The organism is Nocardia sp. CC227C (assembly GCF_030767025.1).
Taxonomy (GTDB): Bacteria; Actinomycetota; Actinomycetes; order Mycobacteriales; family Mycobacteriaceae; genus Nocardia.
Map to the genome: position 1 here is coordinate 317,911 of NZ_JASITE010000007.1, position 17,404 is coordinate 335,314.

Annotated in this window: 18 protein-coding genes; 10 read left to right on the top strand and 8 right to left on the bottom strand. The window is 70.7% G+C overall.

Translation table 11 applies throughout. The annotated features are described in order from the left end of the window. Positions 1–165 precede the first annotated feature (165 nt). The 3 genes from QMO76_RS17075 to QMO76_RS17085 all read left to right on the top strand — a co-directional run bounded on the left by QMO76_RS17075 (position 166) and on the right by QMO76_RS17085 (position 2,917). Complete coding sequence (locus QMO76_RS17075) at positions 166–1,452, top strand: class I SAM-dependent methyltransferase (RefSeq protein WP_372341992.1); 1,287 nt, start codon at positions 166–168, stop codon at positions 1,450–1,452. Continuing rightward, positions 1,449–1,853, top strand: a complete 405-nt coding sequence (locus QMO76_RS17080) for a hypothetical protein (RefSeq protein ID WP_306362287.1) — start codon at positions 1,449–1,451, stop codon at positions 1,851–1,853. The genes QMO76_RS17075 and QMO76_RS17080 overlap by 4 nt, the downstream gene beginning before the upstream one ends. Before the next feature lie 206 nt (positions 1,854–2,059). Next, the gene (locus QMO76_RS17085; protein WP_306362288.1) at positions 2,060–2,917 is read left to right on the top strand and encodes a MerR family transcriptional regulator; all 858 of its coding nucleotides are present in this window, start codon (positions 2,060–2,062) and stop codon (positions 2,915–2,917) included. On the opposite strand, the gene QMO76_RS17090 is transcribed toward QMO76_RS17085, so the two are convergent. The 3 genes from QMO76_RS17090 to QMO76_RS17100 all read right to left on the bottom strand — a co-directional run bounded on the left by QMO76_RS17090 (position 2,889) and on the right by QMO76_RS17100 (position 5,677). Beyond that, positions 2,889–3,731 (bottom strand): MerR family transcriptional regulator, encoded by an 843-nt coding sequence (locus tag QMO76_RS17090; RefSeq protein ID WP_306362289.1) that lies wholly within the window; start codon positions 3,729–3,731, stop codon positions 2,889–2,891. The genes QMO76_RS17085 and QMO76_RS17090 overlap by 29 nt on opposite strands. A gap of 102 nt (positions 3,732–3,833) precedes the next feature. Next, on the bottom strand, positions 3,834–4,451 hold the full coding sequence (locus tag QMO76_RS17095) for an isochorismatase family protein (RefSeq protein WP_306362290.1): 618 nt from the start codon (positions 4,449–4,451) through the stop codon (positions 3,834–3,836). Between the two features lie 11 nt (positions 4,452–4,462). Beyond that, positions 4,463–5,677 carry a CaiB/BaiF CoA-transferase family protein gene (locus QMO76_RS17100; RefSeq protein WP_306362291.1) on the bottom strand — a complete coding sequence of 405 codons (1,215 nt, stop codon included), beginning with the start codon at positions 5,675–5,677 and terminating at the stop codon, positions 4,463–4,465. Between the two features lie 70 nt (positions 5,678–5,747). Between QMO76_RS17100 and QMO76_RS17105 the strand changes: the two genes are divergently transcribed. Continuing rightward, positions 5,748–6,680: a hydroxymethylglutaryl-CoA lyase gene (locus QMO76_RS17105; RefSeq protein ID WP_306362292.1), complete on the top strand. Its 933-nt coding sequence runs from the start codon at positions 5,748–5,750 to the stop codon at positions 6,678–6,680. A 222-nt stretch (positions 6,681–6,902) separates the two neighbouring features. On the opposite strand, the gene QMO76_RS17110 is transcribed toward QMO76_RS17105, so the two are convergent. From QMO76_RS17110 to QMO76_RS17120, 3 genes are all read right to left on the bottom strand, one after another. Then, positions 6,903–8,300, bottom strand: a complete 1,398-nt coding sequence (locus tag QMO76_RS17110) for an MmgE/PrpD family protein (RefSeq protein ID WP_306362372.1) — start codon at positions 8,298–8,300, stop codon at positions 6,903–6,905. A gap of 119 nt (positions 8,301–8,419) precedes the next feature. After that, positions 8,420–9,265, bottom strand: coding sequence for a cyclase family protein (locus tag QMO76_RS17115; RefSeq protein ID WP_306362293.1), 846 nt, complete (start codon positions 9,263–9,265; stop codon positions 8,420–8,422). Next, positions 9,262–10,449 (bottom strand): CaiB/BaiF CoA-transferase family protein, encoded by a 1,188-nt coding sequence (locus QMO76_RS17120; RefSeq protein WP_306362294.1) that lies wholly within the window; start codon positions 10,447–10,449, stop codon positions 9,262–9,264. Before QMO76_RS17120 ends, QMO76_RS17115 begins: the two co-directional genes overlap by 4 nt. A gap of 136 nt (positions 10,450–10,585) precedes the next feature. Between QMO76_RS17120 and QMO76_RS17125 the strand changes: the two genes are divergently transcribed. Continuing rightward, complete coding sequence (locus QMO76_RS17125; RefSeq protein ID WP_306362295.1) at positions 10,586–12,046, top strand: dihydroorotase family protein; 1,461 nt, start codon at positions 10,586–10,588, stop codon at positions 12,044–12,046. A gap of 235 nt (positions 12,047–12,281) precedes the next feature. Further along, positions 12,282–12,941 (top strand): hypothetical protein, encoded by a 660-nt coding sequence (locus QMO76_RS17130; protein WP_306362296.1) that lies wholly within the window; start codon positions 12,282–12,284, stop codon positions 12,939–12,941. A gap of 172 nt (positions 12,942–13,113) precedes the next feature. On the opposite strand, the gene QMO76_RS17135 is transcribed toward QMO76_RS17130, so the two are convergent. Beyond that, positions 13,114–13,635 (bottom strand): PadR family transcriptional regulator, encoded by a 522-nt coding sequence (locus QMO76_RS17135; protein ID WP_306362297.1) that lies wholly within the window; start codon positions 13,633–13,635, stop codon positions 13,114–13,116. Positions 13,636–13,671: 36 nt separating this feature from the next. Here QMO76_RS17135 and QMO76_RS17140 point away from each other — a divergent pair, with 36 nt between their 5' ends. After that, positions 13,672–14,259 carry a hypothetical protein gene (locus tag QMO76_RS17140; RefSeq protein WP_306362298.1) on the top strand — a complete coding sequence of 196 codons (588 nt, stop codon included), beginning with the start codon at positions 13,672–13,674 and terminating at the stop codon, positions 14,257–14,259. A gap of 40 nt (positions 14,260–14,299) precedes the next feature. Further along, on the top strand, positions 14,300–14,767 hold the full coding sequence (locus tag QMO76_RS17145) for a GNAT family N-acetyltransferase (protein ID WP_306362299.1): 468 nt from the start codon (positions 14,300–14,302) through the stop codon (positions 14,765–14,767). Positions 14,768–14,774: 7 nt separating this feature from the next. Here the strand turns inward: QMO76_RS17145 and QMO76_RS17150 are convergent, their stop codons facing one another. Beyond that, complete coding sequence (locus tag QMO76_RS17150; protein ID WP_306362300.1) at positions 14,775–15,380, bottom strand: TetR/AcrR family transcriptional regulator; 606 nt, start codon at positions 15,378–15,380, stop codon at positions 14,775–14,777. Positions 15,381–15,477: 97 nt separating this feature from the next. Here QMO76_RS17150 and QMO76_RS17155 point away from each other — a divergent pair, with 97 nt between their 5' ends. Together QMO76_RS17155 and QMO76_RS17160 are read left to right on the top strand one after the other, a co-directional pair. Next, positions 15,478–16,359 carry a metal-dependent hydrolase gene (locus QMO76_RS17155; protein ID WP_306362301.1) on the top strand — a complete coding sequence of 294 codons (882 nt, stop codon included), beginning with the start codon at positions 15,478–15,480 and terminating at the stop codon, positions 16,357–16,359. Next, entirely contained in the window at positions 16,356–17,387 is a 1,032-nt protein-coding gene (locus tag QMO76_RS17160) for a PDR/VanB family oxidoreductase (protein ID WP_306362302.1), read from the top strand. The genes QMO76_RS17155 and QMO76_RS17160 overlap by 4 nt, the downstream gene beginning before the upstream one ends. The last annotated feature ends 17 nt before the right edge of the window (positions 17,388–17,404 follow it).

A 17,404-nucleotide genomic window follows, 5' to 3' on the forward strand; every position in this document is an offset into this window, starting at 1 on the left:
CGCGAAGCCGGGGCGCGTGGAGCTGGCCCGCGTGATGCCGGGTCGTGTGATGCCGGGCCGCGTGGAGCTGGCCCGCGTGGAGCTGGCCCGCGTGATGCCGGGCCGCGCGAAACCGAGCCGTGTGAAGCCGAATCGCGTGACGAGCGCTGGGCTGAACTGCACCGAGTGCCGCGTGACGAGCGCTGGGCCGAACTGCACCGAGTACCGCGTGACGACCGCTGGGCCGAACTGCACCGGGTGCCGCGCCGCTGGCGGGCCGCCCTGGGACGGCCGGTGGCGGCCGCACTGTTCCGCAACGCCGTGCGACGGTTGCCGCTGTTGGTCGAGTTGCCGGACGGTCGCGTCCTGGGCCGCGCCGACGACCCGGCGGCACCCCGCATGCTCATCCACGACCCCGACGGCCTCGCCGGCCGGATCGCGGTCGGCGGCCTCATCGGCTTCGGCGAGTCGTACATGGCCGGCGAGTGGTCCGCGCCGGATCTGCCCGGTGTGCTCACCGTCCTCGCCGCGCATATCGACCGGTTGGTCCCGCCGTTGCTGCAAACCCTGCGGACGCTGTGCCTGCCGACGCTGCCGCGCGGCATGCGCGCCACCGAATCGGGCGCGGCGCGCAATGCGGCACACCACTACGACCTGTCCAACGACTTCTTCGCGCTGTGGCTGGACGAGACCATGACCTACTCCGCGGCGGACTTCGACCGGCCGGACCCGCCGCCGGTATGGGACGACCTCGCCGCCGCCCAGCGCCGCAAGATCGACCGACTGCTGGACGCCGCCGGTGTCGGACCGGGCACCTCGGTACTCGAAATCGGCACCGGCTGGGGCGAATTGGCCATCCGGGCGGCGGCCCGCGGGGCCACGGTGCGATCCATCACGCTCTCCCGGGAGCAGCGCCGACTGGCCCGCGAACGCGTCGCCGCGGCCGGGCTGACGGACCGGGTCACCATCGACCTGCTCGACTACCGCGCCGTGGACGGCCACTACGACGCCGTGGTGTCGGTGGAGATGATCGAGGCGGTCGGCTACGAGTACCTGCCCGACTACCTGACCACCCTGGAACGGGTGCTGGCCCCCGGTGGCCGGATCGCCGTCCAGGCCATCACCATGCCGCACGACCGGATGCTCGCCAGTAGACGCACCTACACCTGGGTGCACAAATACATCTTCCCCGGCGGTTTCCTGCCCTCGGAAACGCTGCTCACCCAACGGCTTTCGGACCATACCGGACTGCGGGTGCGCCAGCGGCAGGCGATCGGACAACACTACGCGCACACCCTGCGGTTGTGGCGGGAGCGGTTCACCGCCGCCACCGACCAGATGGCCGCACAGGGTTTCGACCGCACCTTCCGCAGGATGTGGCGGTTCTACCTGGCCTACTCGGAAGCGGGCTTCCGATCCGGCTACCTGAATGTGGTGCAACTCGTCCTCGAACATCCGGAGGTGACCCGATGAACCCCGCTACCCCGACCCGGCTACTGGGCCTCGCGACGGCGGGCTACGGTCTCGCGGTGGCCATCCGGCCCGAGATCATGCTGCACCCGGCCGGATTGGGCACCGACGAGGAACCGGAGTTGCGGCCGCTGGCCCGCCTGATCGCGCTGCGGGACCTGGCCTGCGGGCTGGTCATGGCGGGAGCGAGCGACCCGCGCGCGCGGCGGGCCGCCACCGCGATCCGGGTGGCGTCCGACACCGCCGACACCGCCGTGCTCGCCCGAGCGCTGCGCGGCCGTCCCGAACGGCCGAAGACCCTGCTGGTGACGTCCGGCTGGGCACTGCTGTGTGCCCTGAGCGCCGGATACGGGCGGTGGGGTGCGGGTAGGCGCGCGTCCGGCGGGAACGACGTGGTGCGCTGATGCGCACCGATCCGGCGCGGACCGAGCTCATCGAGCCGACCGAGGCTCCCGTTGCGACCGGGTCCACCGAGCCGACGGAGGCTCCCGTTGCGACCGAGCCTACCGAGCCGACCGAGGTGCCTGTTGCGACCGGGCCGACCGAGGTGCCTGTTGCGACCGAGTCGACCGAGTCGACCGTTGCGACCGAGTCGACCGAGGTGCCCGTCGTGACCGAGTACACGGTCGGCTCGGTGGCGAAGCTGCTCGGCCTTCCCGTCGCGACGCTGCGCAGCTGGAATCAGCGCTACGGTCTCGGCCCGCAACGGCATCGGCCCGGCCGCCACCGCCACTACACCACCGAGGATCTCGCCGTGGTGACGCGCATGGTGGAACTGGTGCGGGCCGGGGCCAGCCCGGTCAGCGCGGCGCGGGCGGCGAAAACCGTGCTCGGACCCGCGCCCCCGCTCGGCGACGTCGGTCCGGTGGTGGCCGCCGCCGAACGTATGGACGTCTCCGGACTGCTCGCACTGGTCACCGCGCACCTGGCGCACCACGGGGTGGTGGAGACGTGGAATCGGCTGTGCCGCCCCGCCTTCGGCGCGATCGTGGAGCGGCAGCGGCGCGGTGACGGCTATATCGATGTGGAGCATGTGCTGTCGTGGGCCCTGACCACCGGCCTGCACCGCACCGTGCCCGCCCTGACCGACAAGGATCGGCAGCGGCCGGTCGTGCTGGCCTGCGCGGCCGAGGAGCATCACGTGCTGCCGCTCGAGGTGTTGCGGGCCGCGCTGGCCGAACAGGGGCGGCCCACCCTGATGCTCGGGGCGGCCGTCCCCGCCGACGCCCTGCTGGACGCGCTCGCCCGCCGGGCCGGTCCGGCCGTCGTGGTGCTGTGGTCGAAGACATCGGATACGGCGCGCCCGGAACCGATTCGGATCGCCGACAATCCCGCCATCGACCTGGTGCTGGCCGGACCGGGCTGGGCGGGAAAGGAATTCGCGCACGGTATCCGCCACGTCGACTCGCTCGAGGCGGCCGTGGCCGCGGTGGACGAACTCAGCCGAGACGATCGACCGCCGCGCTGAGACTGTCCAGCCGGGTGGCGGACTCGGGCAGGATGAGGGTGTCCCAGCCGGGGCCGCCGAGGTAGACCGTCGCGTCGGCGTCGTCGCACACCCGGATCGCCGAGGTGAGCGCGGTGGACTCCTGCTGCGACCACAACAGCACGGTGGCCGGGGACGGCACCCGCGCCAGGGTGTCGGCCAGGGCGGCGGTCGGCACGTCCGGGCCGAGCATATGCGCGCCCGTGCCGCGTTCGGCCAGCGCCGCGCGGAGCACTTCCAGTGGTAGCGAGTGGGTTTCGCCGCTGGTACAGGCCAGCACCGGCGATCCGGGCGGTGTGTCGGGCGGGGGAGCGGCACGGTGCAGGGTGGCGATGATGCACCAGGACAGCAGGTGCTCCACATCGACGCAGCCCTCCCCGCCGAGCTGGCGCGCCACGATATCGGCGAAGGCGGGGCGGCACAGCCGATCCCAGGTGTCGATCACCCCGTAATCGCGCAGGTGGGTGTCCAGCAGCGCGCATACCGCCCGGCTCTCCAGGGCGAACGCGGCGGTGAGCAGCGCGGCCTTGTCGCCGAGGGACAGCGCGGGACCGCGGGCGGTCGCGGCGGCTCCGGCCGGGGTCGCACCCGCTCGGATGAGATCCACCATCCGGGTGAGCACGGCGATGTCGGCCTCGGTGTACAGGCGGTGCCGACCCGGCCGGTCCTGCTGCGGTCCGATGCCGTAGCGCCGGTTCCAACTGCGCAGGGTGGCGGTGGGCACCCCGATCCGCTCGGCCACCGTGCGCACGGAGTACCCGGCGTGCTCGGAGGTGGGCTTGGGACCGTCTGGCATGTCCTGATTGTGCCTGGCGTGTCCGACCGATCCGATCACGCCCGGCGCGAGTGTCCGCGCCGGGTGCCCGCCCCGCACTCGGCGGCACGGGCGCGGGCGAGGTCAGGGCAGTAGGCGCAGTGCCGCGTCCAGGCTCAGGACGTCGGCGTATTTCGCGTCCAGATCGTAGAGATTGGCGTCGTGCAGGCGCGGATCGCGGTCGCCGCACGCGTCGGCGACCACCATGGGGCGGAAGCCGTGTTGCAGCGCGTCGGTGGCGGTGGCGCGGACACAGCCGCTGGTCGTCAGGCCGGTGATGAGCAGCGTGTCGATTCCGGCCGCCGTCAGGTTGGCGGCCAGGGCGGTGCCGTGGAAGGCGCTGGGGTACTGCTTGACCACCACGCATTCGCCGCGCAGCGGTGCGGGGTCGTCGAGGAAGTCGGCAAGCGGATTGCCCTCCTCGAAGACCGCCAGGGTGGGCACCTTGCGCCGGAACAGTCCGCCCTCCGCGGTGCCCGGTCGATAGCTGACCCGGGTGAACAGCACCGGGTACCCGCTCGCGCGGGCCCGGTGCACCACGGCGGCGGCGGCTTCGACCGCCGACTCCACCGGCGCGCGCAGCGGCGAGCCGTCGGTCAGATAGGCGGCGCAGATGTCGACCACCAGCACCGCGGGCCGCGCTCCGGGCCCGAGGCGCTGCCCGTACCCGGCGCTGCGCGCGTCCTCGGCGAGATCCTTCACACGCACGCCCCTCAGATCACGCCGTGGTCGGCGAGGGCGGCCATGCGGTCGGCGGGCAGGCCCAGGACGTCGCCGTACACCTCGGCATTGTGCTCGCCCAGTTCCGGTCCGCAGTGCCGGATGGTGCCCGGGGTGGCGCTGAGTTTGGGCACCACATTGTGCATGGGCAGTTCGCCGAATTCCGGATGCGCGATGCGCACGATGGCCTCGCGGGCCGCGAAGTGCGGATCGGCGAACATATCCCGGGCGGTGAAGATGCGGCCCGCCGGAACACCCGCCCGGTGCAGTCGCTCCAGCAGGTCGTCGGCGGTGGCGGTGGCGGTCCACGCGCCGATGACCTCGTCGAGTTCGGCCATCCGCGCGCCCCGGCCGGTATGCGTGGAATACCGTTCGTCAGTGGCCAATTCGGGGCGGCCCATGAGTTCGGCCAGCCGCGCGAACACGGTGTCCTGGTTGGCCGCGATGAGGATCATCTCGCCCGCCGCGGTGGGATACACATTGCTGGGCGCGACATTCGGCAGCACCGATCCGGTGCGCTCGCGCTGATAGCCGGTGACGGCGTATTCGGGCAGCAGCGATTCCATCATGGCCAGCACCGCCTCGTAGATGGCGGAGTCCACCAGCTGTCCCTGCCCGGTGCGTTCCCGGTGGTGCAGCGCGGTCAGGGTGCCGATGGTGGCGAAGACGGCGGCGAGCGAGTCGCCGAGGGAGATGCCGGTGCGCGCGGGCGGGTGGTCGGGATCGCCGGTGGTGTAGCGGATGCCGCCCATGGCCTCGCCGATGGAGCCGTAGCCGGCGCGCGGCGCGTACGGCCCGGTCTGGCCGTAGCCGGTGACCCGCACCATGATCAGGCCGGGATTGTCGGCCCGTAGGCGGTCGTAGTCGAGTCCCCAGCGTTCCATGGTGCCGGGCCGGAAGTTCTCGATGACGATATCGGCGCGGGCGATGAGTTCGCGCGCCAGCCGCTGGCCCTCCTCCCGGCGCAGATCGCAGGTGACCGATTTCTTGTTGCGCGCCACCACCGGCCACCACAGCGATTTGCCCTGGGACTGTTCCCGGCCCCACTGGCGCATGGGATCTCCGCTGCCGGGCGCCTCCAGTTTGATCACCTCCGCTCCGAAGTCGCCGAGCAGCTGTCCGCAGAACGGCCCGGCCAGCAGTTGGCCCATCTCGATCACGCGCAGATCGGACAGCGGCCCGGGGGACGGGTTCGGTGCGGCGGCCATGCGTCGCCTCCATTCCGGTGAGTGTGCGAAAGTGGTAACACTGTATCCCTGAGAGAAACAGTGCGGCAAGATGAACGAATGCGGGAGGACGGGCGTGGAAGTCACGGTGCTGGAGGTCGCCCCGCGCGACGGATTGCAGAACGAACGCGCGCTGGTCGCGACAGCCGACAAGATCCGCCTGATCGAACGGTCGGTCGAGGCCGGGCTGCGCCGCATCGAAGCCGTGAGTTTCGTGAATCCGCAACGAGTTCCGCAGATGGCGGACGCCGAGGCGGTGATGGCGGGCGTACCCAGGGTCCCCGGCGTCTCGTACGCCGGACTGGTGTTCAACGACCGGGGTTTGGACCGCGCCCTGGCGACCGACGTCGACGAGATCAATGTCGTTGTGGTGGCGACGGATACGTTCAGCCGACGCAATCAGAACTGCACCACCGCCGAGGGCGTGGAGCGCTGGTCGGCGCTGGCACGCCGCGCCGCCGCGCACGGACTGCGCCGCACCGTGACCATCGCCGCCGCCTTCGGCTGCCCCTTCGAGGGGGAGGTGTCGTCGGCGGCGGTACTGGAACTGGTCCGCCGGGTGGCGACGGCCGAACCCGATGAGATCGCGCTGGCCGACACCATCGGCGTCGGCACCCCCGACCGGGTGCGCACCCTGGTGGCGGGCGTCGCCGCCCTGGCTCCGGGCATCCCCGTGCGCTGCCATTTCCACAACACCCGGAACACCGGCTACGCCAATGCGGTCGCCGCGCTCGAGGCGGGTGCGCGCATCCTGGACGCCAGCACCGGCGGCGTCGGCGGCTGCCCGTTCGCGCCCGCCGCCACCGGCAATATCGCCACCGAGGACCTGCTGTATCTGCTGCACCGCATGAATATCGGCACCGGGGTGCGTGCGGAGGCGGTGAGCGCGACCGGTACCTGGCTGGGGGAGGTACTGGGCGAGCCCGTCCCCGCGCTGCTCGGCCGCGCCGGAGGCTTCCCTCCGGCGCGGCCGGGATCGCGGTGATTCCGGATCAGGAGGCCCGGGAGGTTCGCGGCAGCTGTTCGAGCACCGCCTCGCCGCCCGCCGAATGTCAGCACGGGCGGCACGGACTGCTGCGCACCTTGTCGGAGGGCGTGGTGGCCTTGCCGAAGGGGTCGGCAACGTTGTGCAGGGTGGTGCTGCCGCCGGGCCGCGGACGTGCGAGAACAGCCCGGCGGCCGGGCTGCTCGCGCAGGCGGGTGAGGGCTAGGCGGGGGAGCGTAGCAGGGTTACCAGCTTTCCTGGATCGTCGAGATCGGCCAGGCCGTAGACGATTTCGGTCATGGCGTCGGCGTGGGCGGGGGACAGTGCCGCGGCCGTGTTGAGGCGGAACTTGGTGGCCAGCTCGTCAGGGGACAGGGGGTTGCCCGGACCGCCGCGGTTGACCGCCACGTGTTCGGTGAGGGTGCGGCCGTCGCGGAGTTCGGCGGTCAGGGTGGCCGGGAACTGATGGGGGAAGATCTCGTCGCAACGCGGGTCGGCGACGCAGACCACCTTGGCGGCGAGGGCGAGGCGGGCCGGGTCGCGGGCGGCCGCATCGGTGAAGTCCTCGTGGAAGACGCCGAGTCCGCCACCGCCGAGCAGGGCCGCGGCCACGGTGTACGGACCGGAGAAGGCGGCATGGTAGCCGGATTCGGGCCGCTGTTTTACGGCGGCCGGTTCGCCGATGGTGCGCAGCACCGGAGCGGGTGCGCCCAGGGTGAGGCGGACGATCTCGGCGGCGGTGACACCCCGGTCGCGCAGGCGGCGGGCGGCGTCGATACCGGAGTGGGTGAAGTGATTGCACGGATAGGGTTTGAAGAACACCCCGGGCAGCTCCCAGTGCTCGCCCAGTCGGTCCAGCAGCTGGTCGGGATGCGCCCGATCGCCGCAGAAGGCTTGCAGCAGACCGAATCTGCCCTCCAGCACGGTCGGCGGACCGGTGAGGCCGTGCCGGGCCAGCCCGGCGGCGGTCACCGCGGCGTGCGCGGCCCAGCCGCAGTGCACGCGCTTGACCGTGCCGCCCGTGCGATTGGCCTCGAGCAGGCCCGAACCCATGCTGGCGGCAATGCCGAGCGCATGGGCGATCCCGGAGGCGTCCAGGCCGTACAGCATGGCCGCCGCCACCGCGCCCCCGAGCGTCCCGCAAATGGCGGTGGCGTGCAGGCCGCGTTCGAAGAACACCGAATTGCCGAGTGCCGCGTCGTATCCGGCCATGCCGGTGCGCACCGTGACCTCGATGCCGACCGCGACGGCGTCCAGCAGCGCGGCCCCGCTGGCCCCGGTGGCCTCGGCGACGGCCAGCGCGGTGGGCACCACCGCCGCCGACGGGTGCAGCACCGACGGCAGGTGGGTGTCGTCGAAATCCAGGGCATGTGCCAGCGTCCCGCCGAGCAGGGCCGCCGCGGCCTCCGGATAGCGGCCCGGCAACCCCAGCGCGGTGGCCCGTGCGGCCCCGCCCCACTCGGCCAGCACAGCGCGCACCGTCGCCGCGGCCGGAACTCGCTGCGCCGCAAAACTGTTGCCGAGCACGTCGAGCACGCGCCGCGCGGCGTCACCCCGCAACTCCCGGCCGACCCCGGTATCCCGTGCAGCCACGGCGAACTCCGCCAGTCGATGGATGATTGTTGCCCCGGTTGTCCCTGCTGCCCCGGCGGGCCCGGTTGGCGTGGTTTGTCCGGTTGCCCCGGGTGGCGTGGTTGTCTCAGCTGGCGCGGTTGGCGCAGGTGTCCCGGTTGTCTCGGTCATCGGCTCACCGCCGCGAGCGGACGCACGGGGGAGCCGGTGCCGCCGACAATGCGCAGGGGGGCGAGCACGAAGACGAATTCGGTGAGTTCAGCCGCCGCGAGTTGGTCGAGGGCGAGGTGTTCGAGGATGTAGATCCCGGAGTCGACCAGGAGCACCCGGTGCACGGGCAGGACGCTGTGGCCCGCGCCCGGGGCGATGCACTCGTAGGCCGTGGTGTCGGCCCCGGTGGCGGCCACCCCGTGCGCGGTCAGCCAGTGAGCGGCGGCCACCCCTACGCCCGGGACCCCGGTCTTACCACCGAGATATGTCTGCGGGTCGTCGAAGTGCCGCGCCCAGCCGGTGCGGATGAGCAGCACGTCACCGGGTTCCGGTGTGAGCCCGGCGTCGCGCGCCGCGCCCTCGAGATCATCGACCGTCACCTCGTATCCGCCCGGCAGCGTCTCCGTGCCGTGGCGGCGGGCGATATCGAACAGGAGGCCGCGACGCAGGAAGCCCGGCAGCAGTTCCGCGCCGTGGGCGCTGAACGCCCCGCCCCGCTGGGCGGTCGCGGCGTCGATGCCGCCGTGCAGCAGGCCGTCGTGGCTGACGTGGCTGAGCGCGTCGATATGGGTGCCGACGTGCCCGCCGGTCACGATGACCTCATTGGCGGCCGAACCGCCGTCGGGCCGCACCAGATCGCCGTGCCGCCGCGCCAGGGTCATCCGGAAGCCGGGATGGTTGGGCGAGCACGGCATCCCGGTGAAGAAGGGCTGGCCGAGTTCGATCAGCCGGACCCCGCCGCGCACCGCGTCGAGCAGGGGGTCGCGGCCGGTCGGGGCCTGCGGGGCGGGCGTGGACCTCATGCGACCACCCCCGCGTCGCGCAGTGCCGCCAGTGCCTCGCCGTCGACTCCGTACCCGCCCAGCACCTCGGCGGTGTGCGCGCCCAACGGCGGTCCCGCCCAGTGGATTCGGCCAGGCGTCTCGGAGAGCCGGAACAGCACGTTCTGCATGCGCAGCGTGCCCAGTTCGGCGTCGGGCACCTCGGCGATGGTGCCCAGCGCCCGGTACTGCGGGTCGGTCAGGACGTCGGCGGCGGTGTAGACCGGCGCGATGGCGGCCTCGGCCTTCTCGAAGGCGCGCACCACCTCGTCGGTGCCGCGGTCGGCGATCCAGGCCCCGACCGCGGCGTCGAGTTCGTCGGCGTGCCGGGCGCGTTCGGCCCCGGAGGCGAACCAGGGTTCGTCGATGAAGTCGGGCCGCCCCACCAGTCGCATCACCCGTTCGGCCACCGACTGCGCACTCGTGGACACCGCCACCCACCCGCCGTCGGCGGTGCGATAGACATTGCGCGGCGCGTTGTTCGAGGAGCGGTTGCCCATGCGTGGCTGGAGTTCGCCCAGTTGGTCGTAGGCGATGATCTGTGGTCCGAGCAGGGTGAGAATGGGTTCGATGATGGCGAGGTCGATCTGCTGGCCGTGCCCGTCGCGGTCCCGGGCGCGCAGCGCCGCCATGATGGCGAAAGCGGTTGCCTGCGCGGCGATCCCGTCGGCGAGCCCGAAGGGCGGCAGGGTGGGCGGGCCGTCCGGTTCCCCGGTGACGGCGGCGAATCCGCTCATCGCCTCGGCGAGGGTGCCGAAGCCGGGTCGGCGGGCATACGGCCCCACCTGCCCGAACCCGGTCACCCGGGCCAGCACCAGCCCGGGGTTGATCTCGCGCAGTTCGGGATAGCCCAAACCCCAGCTCTCCAGGGTGCCGGGTCGGAAGTTCTCGATCACCACGTCGGCGTCGGCCACCATGCGCCGGAAGATCTCCTGGCCTTGCGGTGCGCCCAGATACAGCGTCACCGATTTCTTGTTGCGCCCCAGCATCTTCCACCAGAGGCCGATGCCGTCGCGTTGCGCGCCGTGGCCGCGCACCGGATCGCCGTTCGGATGCTCGAGCTTCACCACCTCGGCCCCGAAGTCCGCCAGCAGGGTGCCCGCCAGCGGTCCGGCGAACAGTGTCGCCACCTCCAGCACCCGGATTCCCGACAGTGGTCCATCCATCACAAACTCCTCACCCGCCACTCGTGTTTCCCAGAACGAAACGCTTTGAGATGTTGTGACGTTGACTGTCAGCGCATACTACTGCGATGATCGCCGAGTTGGTAAAGATGTTTCGCACAGAGAAACTGGAGCAGTCGTGGCGACCGACCTGTTGATCCGGAACGCCCGCGTGGTGCGACCGGGTGATCCGTCCACCGACCATCCCGAACCGGTCGATATCGCCGTGCGCGACGGCATCGTCAGCGCCGTAGCGCCGAATCTGCCGGTGACCGACGCGGCTCGGGTGGTGGACGCCCACGGCCTGCTGGCCTTCCCGGGCGTGGTGGACGCCCACCAGCACTGGGGGATCTACCGGGAACTGTCGCAGGACACCGAATCCGAGAGCCGCGCGTGCGCGCAGGGCGGCGTCACCACCTCGATGACGTACATGCGCACCGGCCGCTACTACCTGAACCGGGGCGGCGCGTACCGCGATTTCGTCCCAGAGGTGCTGGAGCGGATGTCGGGACGCTCTTTCGTGGACCACGCCCTGCACCTGGCTCCCATGAGCGCCGAGCACATTGCCGAGATCCCCGCGCTGGTCGCCGAATTCGGCATCACCTCGTTCAAGATCTTCATGTTCTACGGCGGACACGGACTGCACGGCCGCTCGTCCGATCAGGCCGACTTCCTCATGCTGGGACCGCACGAGCGCTACGACCTGGCCCATTTCGAATTCGTCATGCGCGCCGTCCAGCGGGCGCGCGCGAAGCTGGGGCCGCACATCTCGCTGTCGCTGCACTGCGAGACGGCCGAGATCATGGCCGCCTACACCGAACTGGTGGCACGCGAGGGCATCCTCACCGGGCTGCGCGCCTACAGCGCATCCCGCCCGCCGCACTCCGAGGGGCTGGCCATCACCATGGCCTCCTATCTCGCCCACGAGACCGGACTGGCGAATATCAACCTGCTGCACCTGTCCTCGGCCAAGGCCGTCGAGGCCGCGCTCACCATGGCGAGAGCCTTTCCGCGCGTGGACTTCCGCCGTGAGGTGACCATCGGCCACCTGCTGGCCGACGTGGACACCGCGCACGGAATCGGCGGCAAGGTGAATCCGCCGCTGCGCGACCGCGACGATGTCGAGGCGCTGTGGCGGCATCTGCTGGCCGGTGAGATCGACTGGGTGGTCAGCGATCACGCCTGCTGCCGCGACGAGCAGAAGTTCGGCGACGACCGCGACGACGTCTTCGCCGCCAAATCCGGGTTCGGCGGTGCGGAATACCTGCTGCCCGGCCTGGTGGGGGAGGGACTGAAACGGGGACTGCCGCTCTCCCGTATCGCCGCTCTGACCTCGGGCAATCCGGCGCGGCGCTACGGGCTGTCCGGCAAGGGCGATATCGCGCGCGGCCAGGACGCCGATATCGTGCTGATCGATCCGGACGCCCGCTGGACCGTGCGCGCCGCCGACTCCGAATCCGCCCAGGAATACACGCCTTTCGAAGGGTTCGAGATGAACGCCCGCGTCACCGATGTCTTCCTGCGCGGTCGGCAGGTCGTCGGCGACGGCCGGGTGCACGGCGACCCGAACGGGACCTACCTGCGCCGGAGTCCGGCCTGAGCCGGGCGGTCACGTGCCGGGCACAGCGGCGGATACCGTGCGGGGCGCAACGGCGGATACCGCGTCGGGCGCAACGGCGGATACCGCGCCGGGCGCAGCAAGCGGATATCGCGACGGTCCAGCCGCGGATGTGGTGACGGTCCCGCTGCGGACACCGCTGAATATCCAGCCGCGGACACCGTGAATGCCCCGCCGCGGATACTGTGATCGTTCGAGGGAAGTGGGTGGCTGGCCGGTGGTCTCCGTCGCGCTGGTGCTGCTGGCGGTGGCACAGCTGGGCTGCGTCGTGGCCCTGTGGGCCGGGTCCGGCGCAGCGTCCGCGTCGCGGTGGCCGCTCACCCTGCTGGGTCTCGGACTCGCCTACGACTCGGCGGTCTTCGGACTCGGCTCCGCACTCGGCGAGGGCGCGGCACTGCACGCGCTGAGCGTCGGCAGGTATGTCGGGCACGCGGTGCTGACCCCGCTGCTGCTGGTGTGGGCGGTCGAACGCGTCCTCGGTCTGCGTCGCCGCTGGGCCTGGACGCTTGCCGTGGCGCTGATGGGCTGGGGCGTGCTGCGCGATGTGGTGGCGCTGCGGCTGGTGCCCCGTGCGTTCGCCGACACGCTCCGTTACGTCCCGGCGGCACCGCACGGCCCGCCCTGGCCGGTGCTGGTCGTGATCGCCGTGCTGCTGGCCGCGGCAATCGTGCTGTGGCGTAGGGAGAAACGGCCAGCCCTGTTGATCGCGGCGGTGATCCTGGTGGCGGCGTCTGCGGCGGCCTTCGACCTGCCGCCGCTCGGCAATGCCGGTGAGGCCGTGCTGTTCGCCGCCGTGGTGTCCGTCGAGCGGGCCGGGGTGGGGCGTGGCCGTCGGGCGGGACGGGGTCTGGAACGTCATCCCCGCGCCGGTGTGTGACCGAACGTCCACTCCGCGTGAAGTTTCCGGCCGTCACGCCCGGTCATTTCGATGATGAGGGCGAGGTACTCGCTGGCCGTGAACCCGGTGCACCAGACGATCGCATCCGCCGCCACCTCGCTGCCATAGGACAGCCGCAACCCGCGCTCGGGTCTGTGCTGTGCCGGAATCGCTACCGGTCCCGGTCGGGGAGTTGGGTGAGCGCCCACTGCGCCCACTCCCGGTTCATGGTGTGGAAGCGCTCGCCCCACTCCATGGCGATGCGGCCGTAGCGGGAGAGGTCGCTGTCGCCCCACTCGGTGGCCTCCCGCACCGACACCAGGTCGGCGTGCGCCGCGGCGGCCGAGGTCGCGATATCGGTCAGATAGTCGCGGGCATGCTCGGGCACGATGCCGAGGAAGAAGACGCGCAGCAGCATCTCGTTGCGGTCGCGGCGCTTGGGCGCGGTGGTGGTGAGCCAGGTGCGCAACGCGTCGCGTCCGGTCTCGGTGAGGGTGTACTCCTTGCGTCCGCGCGGTCCCTCGTCGGAGACGGCGATCAGGCCCGCCTCGGCCAGGTTGGCGAGTTCGGTGTAGATCTGGCTCTGCGTCGCGGGCCAGACATTGGCCAGGGATTCCCGGAAGCTGCCCAGCAGGTCGTAGCCACTGGCCGGACGTTCGGCCAGCAGCCCGAGCAAGGCGTAGCGGAGGCTCATGTCCCTACCCTACATTCCAGTATTGACATGTCAAAAGTGGGATATCATGCTGAGCGGGTGGCCTACCTACGCACCTTCGCTCCCTGGATCGTCTACGCCGCCTTCCCGACGCAGTACTGGCGGTGGTCCGCACTGCTCGCCGCCGGGATCGCACTCGCGGGCATCGCTCATCAGCGCCGTGCCGGACGCGACTGGGACGCGCTGGTGCTCGAGATCGGGTCGGCGGTGTTCTTCGCCGTGATCACCGTGGTCGCCTTCGCCGATCCGGGCACCGGACTGCACGACTACACCCCCGCACTGGCCAATGCGGTGCTCGCGGTCGTCGCGGGCGCATCGCTTGCGTTGCGCGTTCCGTTCACCCTGTCCATCGCCAAACAGTCCGCGCCGCGCGAATTCTGGGAGCAGCCGCTGTTCATTCGGACCGCGTACGTGCTCACCTCGGTATGGGCGGCGAGTTTCGCCCTCGGCGCGGTCGCGCTCGCGGCGCTCGCCCACGCGCCGACACCGCGCACGGTGGTGCAGGCGCTCACCTTCGCCATCCCGATGCTGTTCACCGTGCGCTACGTCGCGCGTGTCCGGGATCGTGCGCGCGCACTCGCCGCCCGACCGGTCTCCCGGGGCTGAATCCGTTGAACCGGGGACCGCCATCGGCTACGAAGATCGCGTGACGGAAACTGACGCCGGATCGGCGGTCGAGCTGCGGAAATTGTGTGCGGAGACGGTGTACGAGGTCTGCAAGCTGAGTGAGACGCTGTCGGCGGAGCAGCGGAATATGGTCGCGGACAACGGGATCTCGATCGCCGAGGCGCATTTCTCGGACACGGCGTGGTTCCGTGGCGTCTATGTCGGGGACGAGCCGGTCGGCTTCCTGATGCTGGACCTCGGGATGGGCATCGACGAACCGGGAGTGTCGCTGTGGCGCTTCATGATCGCCGGACCGCACCAGGGCAAGGGGTACGGCCGCCGGGCGCTCGAGATCGTGGTCGAGGGGCTGAAGGCGCGCGGAACCACCAGGTTCTACACCAGTTACGGGGTCGGACCGGGCAGTCCGGAAGGGTTCTACCGGACATTCGGCTTCGAGCCCACGGGGCGGTTGGTCGACGATGAGATCGAGGCCGTGCTGCGCTGGTGAGCGGGCGTCAGCTCGGCAGGATCAGGGTGAGGTAGGTGCGGGCGAAAGCCGACAGGTCTTGTTCGGAGTCGAGGTCGGTGGGGCCCACCGGTTGCAGGATGAGCGAGTGCACCACGCGGCAGCCGAGCTCGACCCGGGTGGTGAGATCCGGCGGTTCGGGTAGATCCCTGTCCCGCAGCGCGTTTCGGAGTATCTCGGTGGTGGCGGCCACGGAGATGGTGAAGAACGCACCGCCCTCGGTGGTGAGCTGCGGCAGCAGCCGATCCGGTTCGACGGTGAGCAGCCGCTCCACCAGGGGATGGGTCCGCCAGCGGGTCACCACGGTGACGAAGAGGTCGACGACGATATCGGCCATCTTCTCGTGCCGCGCCGGGATGTCGTGCAGCTCGTCGAGCAGGCGCTGGATCTCCCGGCCCGTCACCGCGCGGACCACGTCGTCGCGGGAGCCGACGCGGCGGTACACCGTGACGCGGTCCACCTCGGCCTGCCGGGCGATGTCCTCGATCGTCGTCTTCTTCACCCCGACTCGACCGAACTGCACGAGAGCGGCGTCGAGGATGCGCTCTTCGATGGCATCAGCCTTGTTTCCCGAGGTGGCGGCGGCGGAGGGCATGGCACGACGCTAGCAGCGTTCGGCTCGTTTGCAACAATCGCGGCCGATTTGTGGCTGCAACATTGCCATGGAGAATGTTGCACTGTACGGTCGGCGCATGGCTGATGACAGTGCGACGAGGCGCTCCTATCAGGAAGAAGCCCACGCCATCCACGCACGTGACGTCCACTTCGATTTCTCCTCGGTGCCCATGCACTACATCCCCGGCGAGGTGCTGGCGACCCACGTCACCAATGTCATGCACCTGGTGCTGCCCGAGGGGGAGCGGGCCATGGCCGCCTGTCTGGCCGAAGCACTGCCTCAAATCGACGACGAGCGGTTGCGCGAGGAGGTGGCCGGGTTCATCGGCCAGGAATCCATGCACGCCAGCAGCCACGAGGGCGCGCGCACCCATCTCCAGTCCATCGGCCTCGATGTGGAGTCCTTCGTGGCGAAGGTGGCTTGGCTGGTCGATCGAGTCCTGGGCGACCAGGGGCTGAGCGGCAGAGCCAAGGAGGAATGGCTCAAGGAACGGCTCGGAATCTTCGCCGGGATGGAACATTTCACCGCCGTGATCGGCGAATGGCTGCTCGAGTCGAAGGCCCTCGAGGATGCGGGCATGCATCCGACCATGCTGGATCTGGTGCGCTGGCACGGCGCGGAGGAGGTCGAGCACCGCAGCGTGGTGTTCGACGCCTACATGCACGTCGACGGCGGTTACGGGCGGCGGGCGCGCACCGGTCTGCTGGCGACGGGAATCCTGTTGCCGCTGTTCGTGATTTCCACCGCCTACCTGTACGGCAAGGATCCCAGTCCGGACAAGGGCGGATTCTGGGGGCGGCAGTTCGTGAGCGCGACCGTGCGGGGCGTGATCCCCAGCTTCACCACCTTCTTCACCGAGATGCCGCGCTACCTGCGGCCGGGATTCCATCCCTCGCAGCTGGGGTCGATGGACAACGCCCTGCGCTACCTGGCGCATTCCCCGGCGGCCCGGACATGACCCGGGGCGGTGCCATCGCCACGCCGAGCCTGCGCCTGCTCGGGCTCGCCGTGGACGTCTACAAGCGGGTCTTCACCACCCCCGCCATCTCGCCGCCGAACCCGGTGCGGCACAGCGGGTTCGAGCTCGACGTCGTGGTCGAGTCGGTGTGTATCGAAGCAGTGGACGTGGAGAGCTTCACACTGGTGCGTGCCGGGGGTGATCCGCTGCCCGCCTGGCGTCCCGGATCGCATCTGGACGTCTTCCTCCCCTCGGGGCGACAGCGGCAGTACTCGCTGTGCGGCGACCCGCGCGACCGCGACCGCTACCGCATCGCCGTGCGCCGCATCGCGGACGGCGACGGCGGGTCGTGGGAGATGCATACCCTGCGGCCGGGAGACTCCCTGCGGATCAGAGGTCCGCGCAATGCGTTCACCTTCGTCGAGACCGCACCGTCGTATCTGTTCCTCGCCGCCGGAATCGGGATCACGCCGATTCTGCCCATGGTGCGGGCGGCCGGCGGGCGCGGACACCTGGTGTACACCGGGCGCTCGCGGGCCACCATGCCGTTCCTGGACGAACTGCCGCTCGACGCCGACATCCGGCCCGACGACGAGTACGGCCCACCCGACGTGCCCGCCATCCTCGCCACGGCCGAACCCGGTGCGGCCGTGTACGTCTGCGGGCCGCCGCCGGTGCTCGCCGCGGCGCAGCGAACCTTCTTCTCGCTCGATCCGACGGGATCACTGCACACCGAACGCTTCTCGGCGTTGCCGGTCACCGACGGCCGCGAATTCCCGCTGCGCCTGGCGCGCACCGGAACCCGGGTCACGGTCGGCAGCCGGGAGACCGCGCTGGCGGCGATCCGGCGGGTGCGGCCCGATGCCGTGTACTCGTGCCGCCAAGGCTTCTGCGGCACCTGCCGCACTCGGGTGCTGGCCGGGGAGGTCGAGCACCGCGACCGGCTACTGACCCCGGGGGAGCGGGCCGAGCACATGCTGATCTGCGTCTCCCGGTCCACCGGCGGGCGGCTCGTTCTCGACCTCTGACCGCGAAAGGCATACGG

Coding starts and splice junctions, on each gene's coding strand:
- QMO76_RS17105 (WP_306362292.1), top strand. CDS start 5,748: ATGAACGAATGCGGGAGGACGGGCGTGGAAGTCACGGTGCTGGAGGTC.
- QMO76_RS17080 (WP_306362287.1), top strand. CDS start 1,449: ATGAACCCCGCTACCCCGACCCGGCTACTGGGCCTCGCGACGGCGGGC.
- QMO76_RS17100 (WP_306362291.1), bottom strand. CDS start 5,677: ATGGCCGCCGCACCGAACCCGTCCCCCGGGCCGCTGTCCGATCTGCGC.
- QMO76_RS17150 (WP_306362300.1), bottom strand. CDS start 15,380: ATGCCCTCCGCCGCCGCCACCTCGGGAAACAAGGCTGATGCCATCGAA.
- QMO76_RS17120 (WP_306362294.1), bottom strand. CDS start 10,449: ATGGATGGACCACTGTCGGGAATCCGGGTGCTGGAGGTGGCGACACTG.
- QMO76_RS17160 (WP_306362302.1), top strand. CDS start 16,356: ATGACCCGGGGCGGTGCCATCGCCACGCCGAGCCTGCGCCTGCTCGGG.
- QMO76_RS17155 (WP_306362301.1), top strand. CDS start 15,478: ATGGCTGATGACAGTGCGACGAGGCGCTCCTATCAGGAAGAAGCCCAC.
- QMO76_RS17115 (WP_306362293.1), bottom strand. CDS start 9,265: ATGAGGTCCACGCCCGCCCCGCAGGCCCCGACCGGCCGCGACCCCCTG.
- QMO76_RS17090 (WP_306362289.1), bottom strand. CDS start 3,731: ATGCCAGACGGTCCCAAGCCCACCTCCGAGCACGCCGGGTACTCCGTG.
- QMO76_RS17135 (WP_306362297.1), bottom strand. CDS start 13,635: ATGAGCCTCCGCTACGCCTTGCTCGGGCTGCTGGCCGAACGTCCGGCC.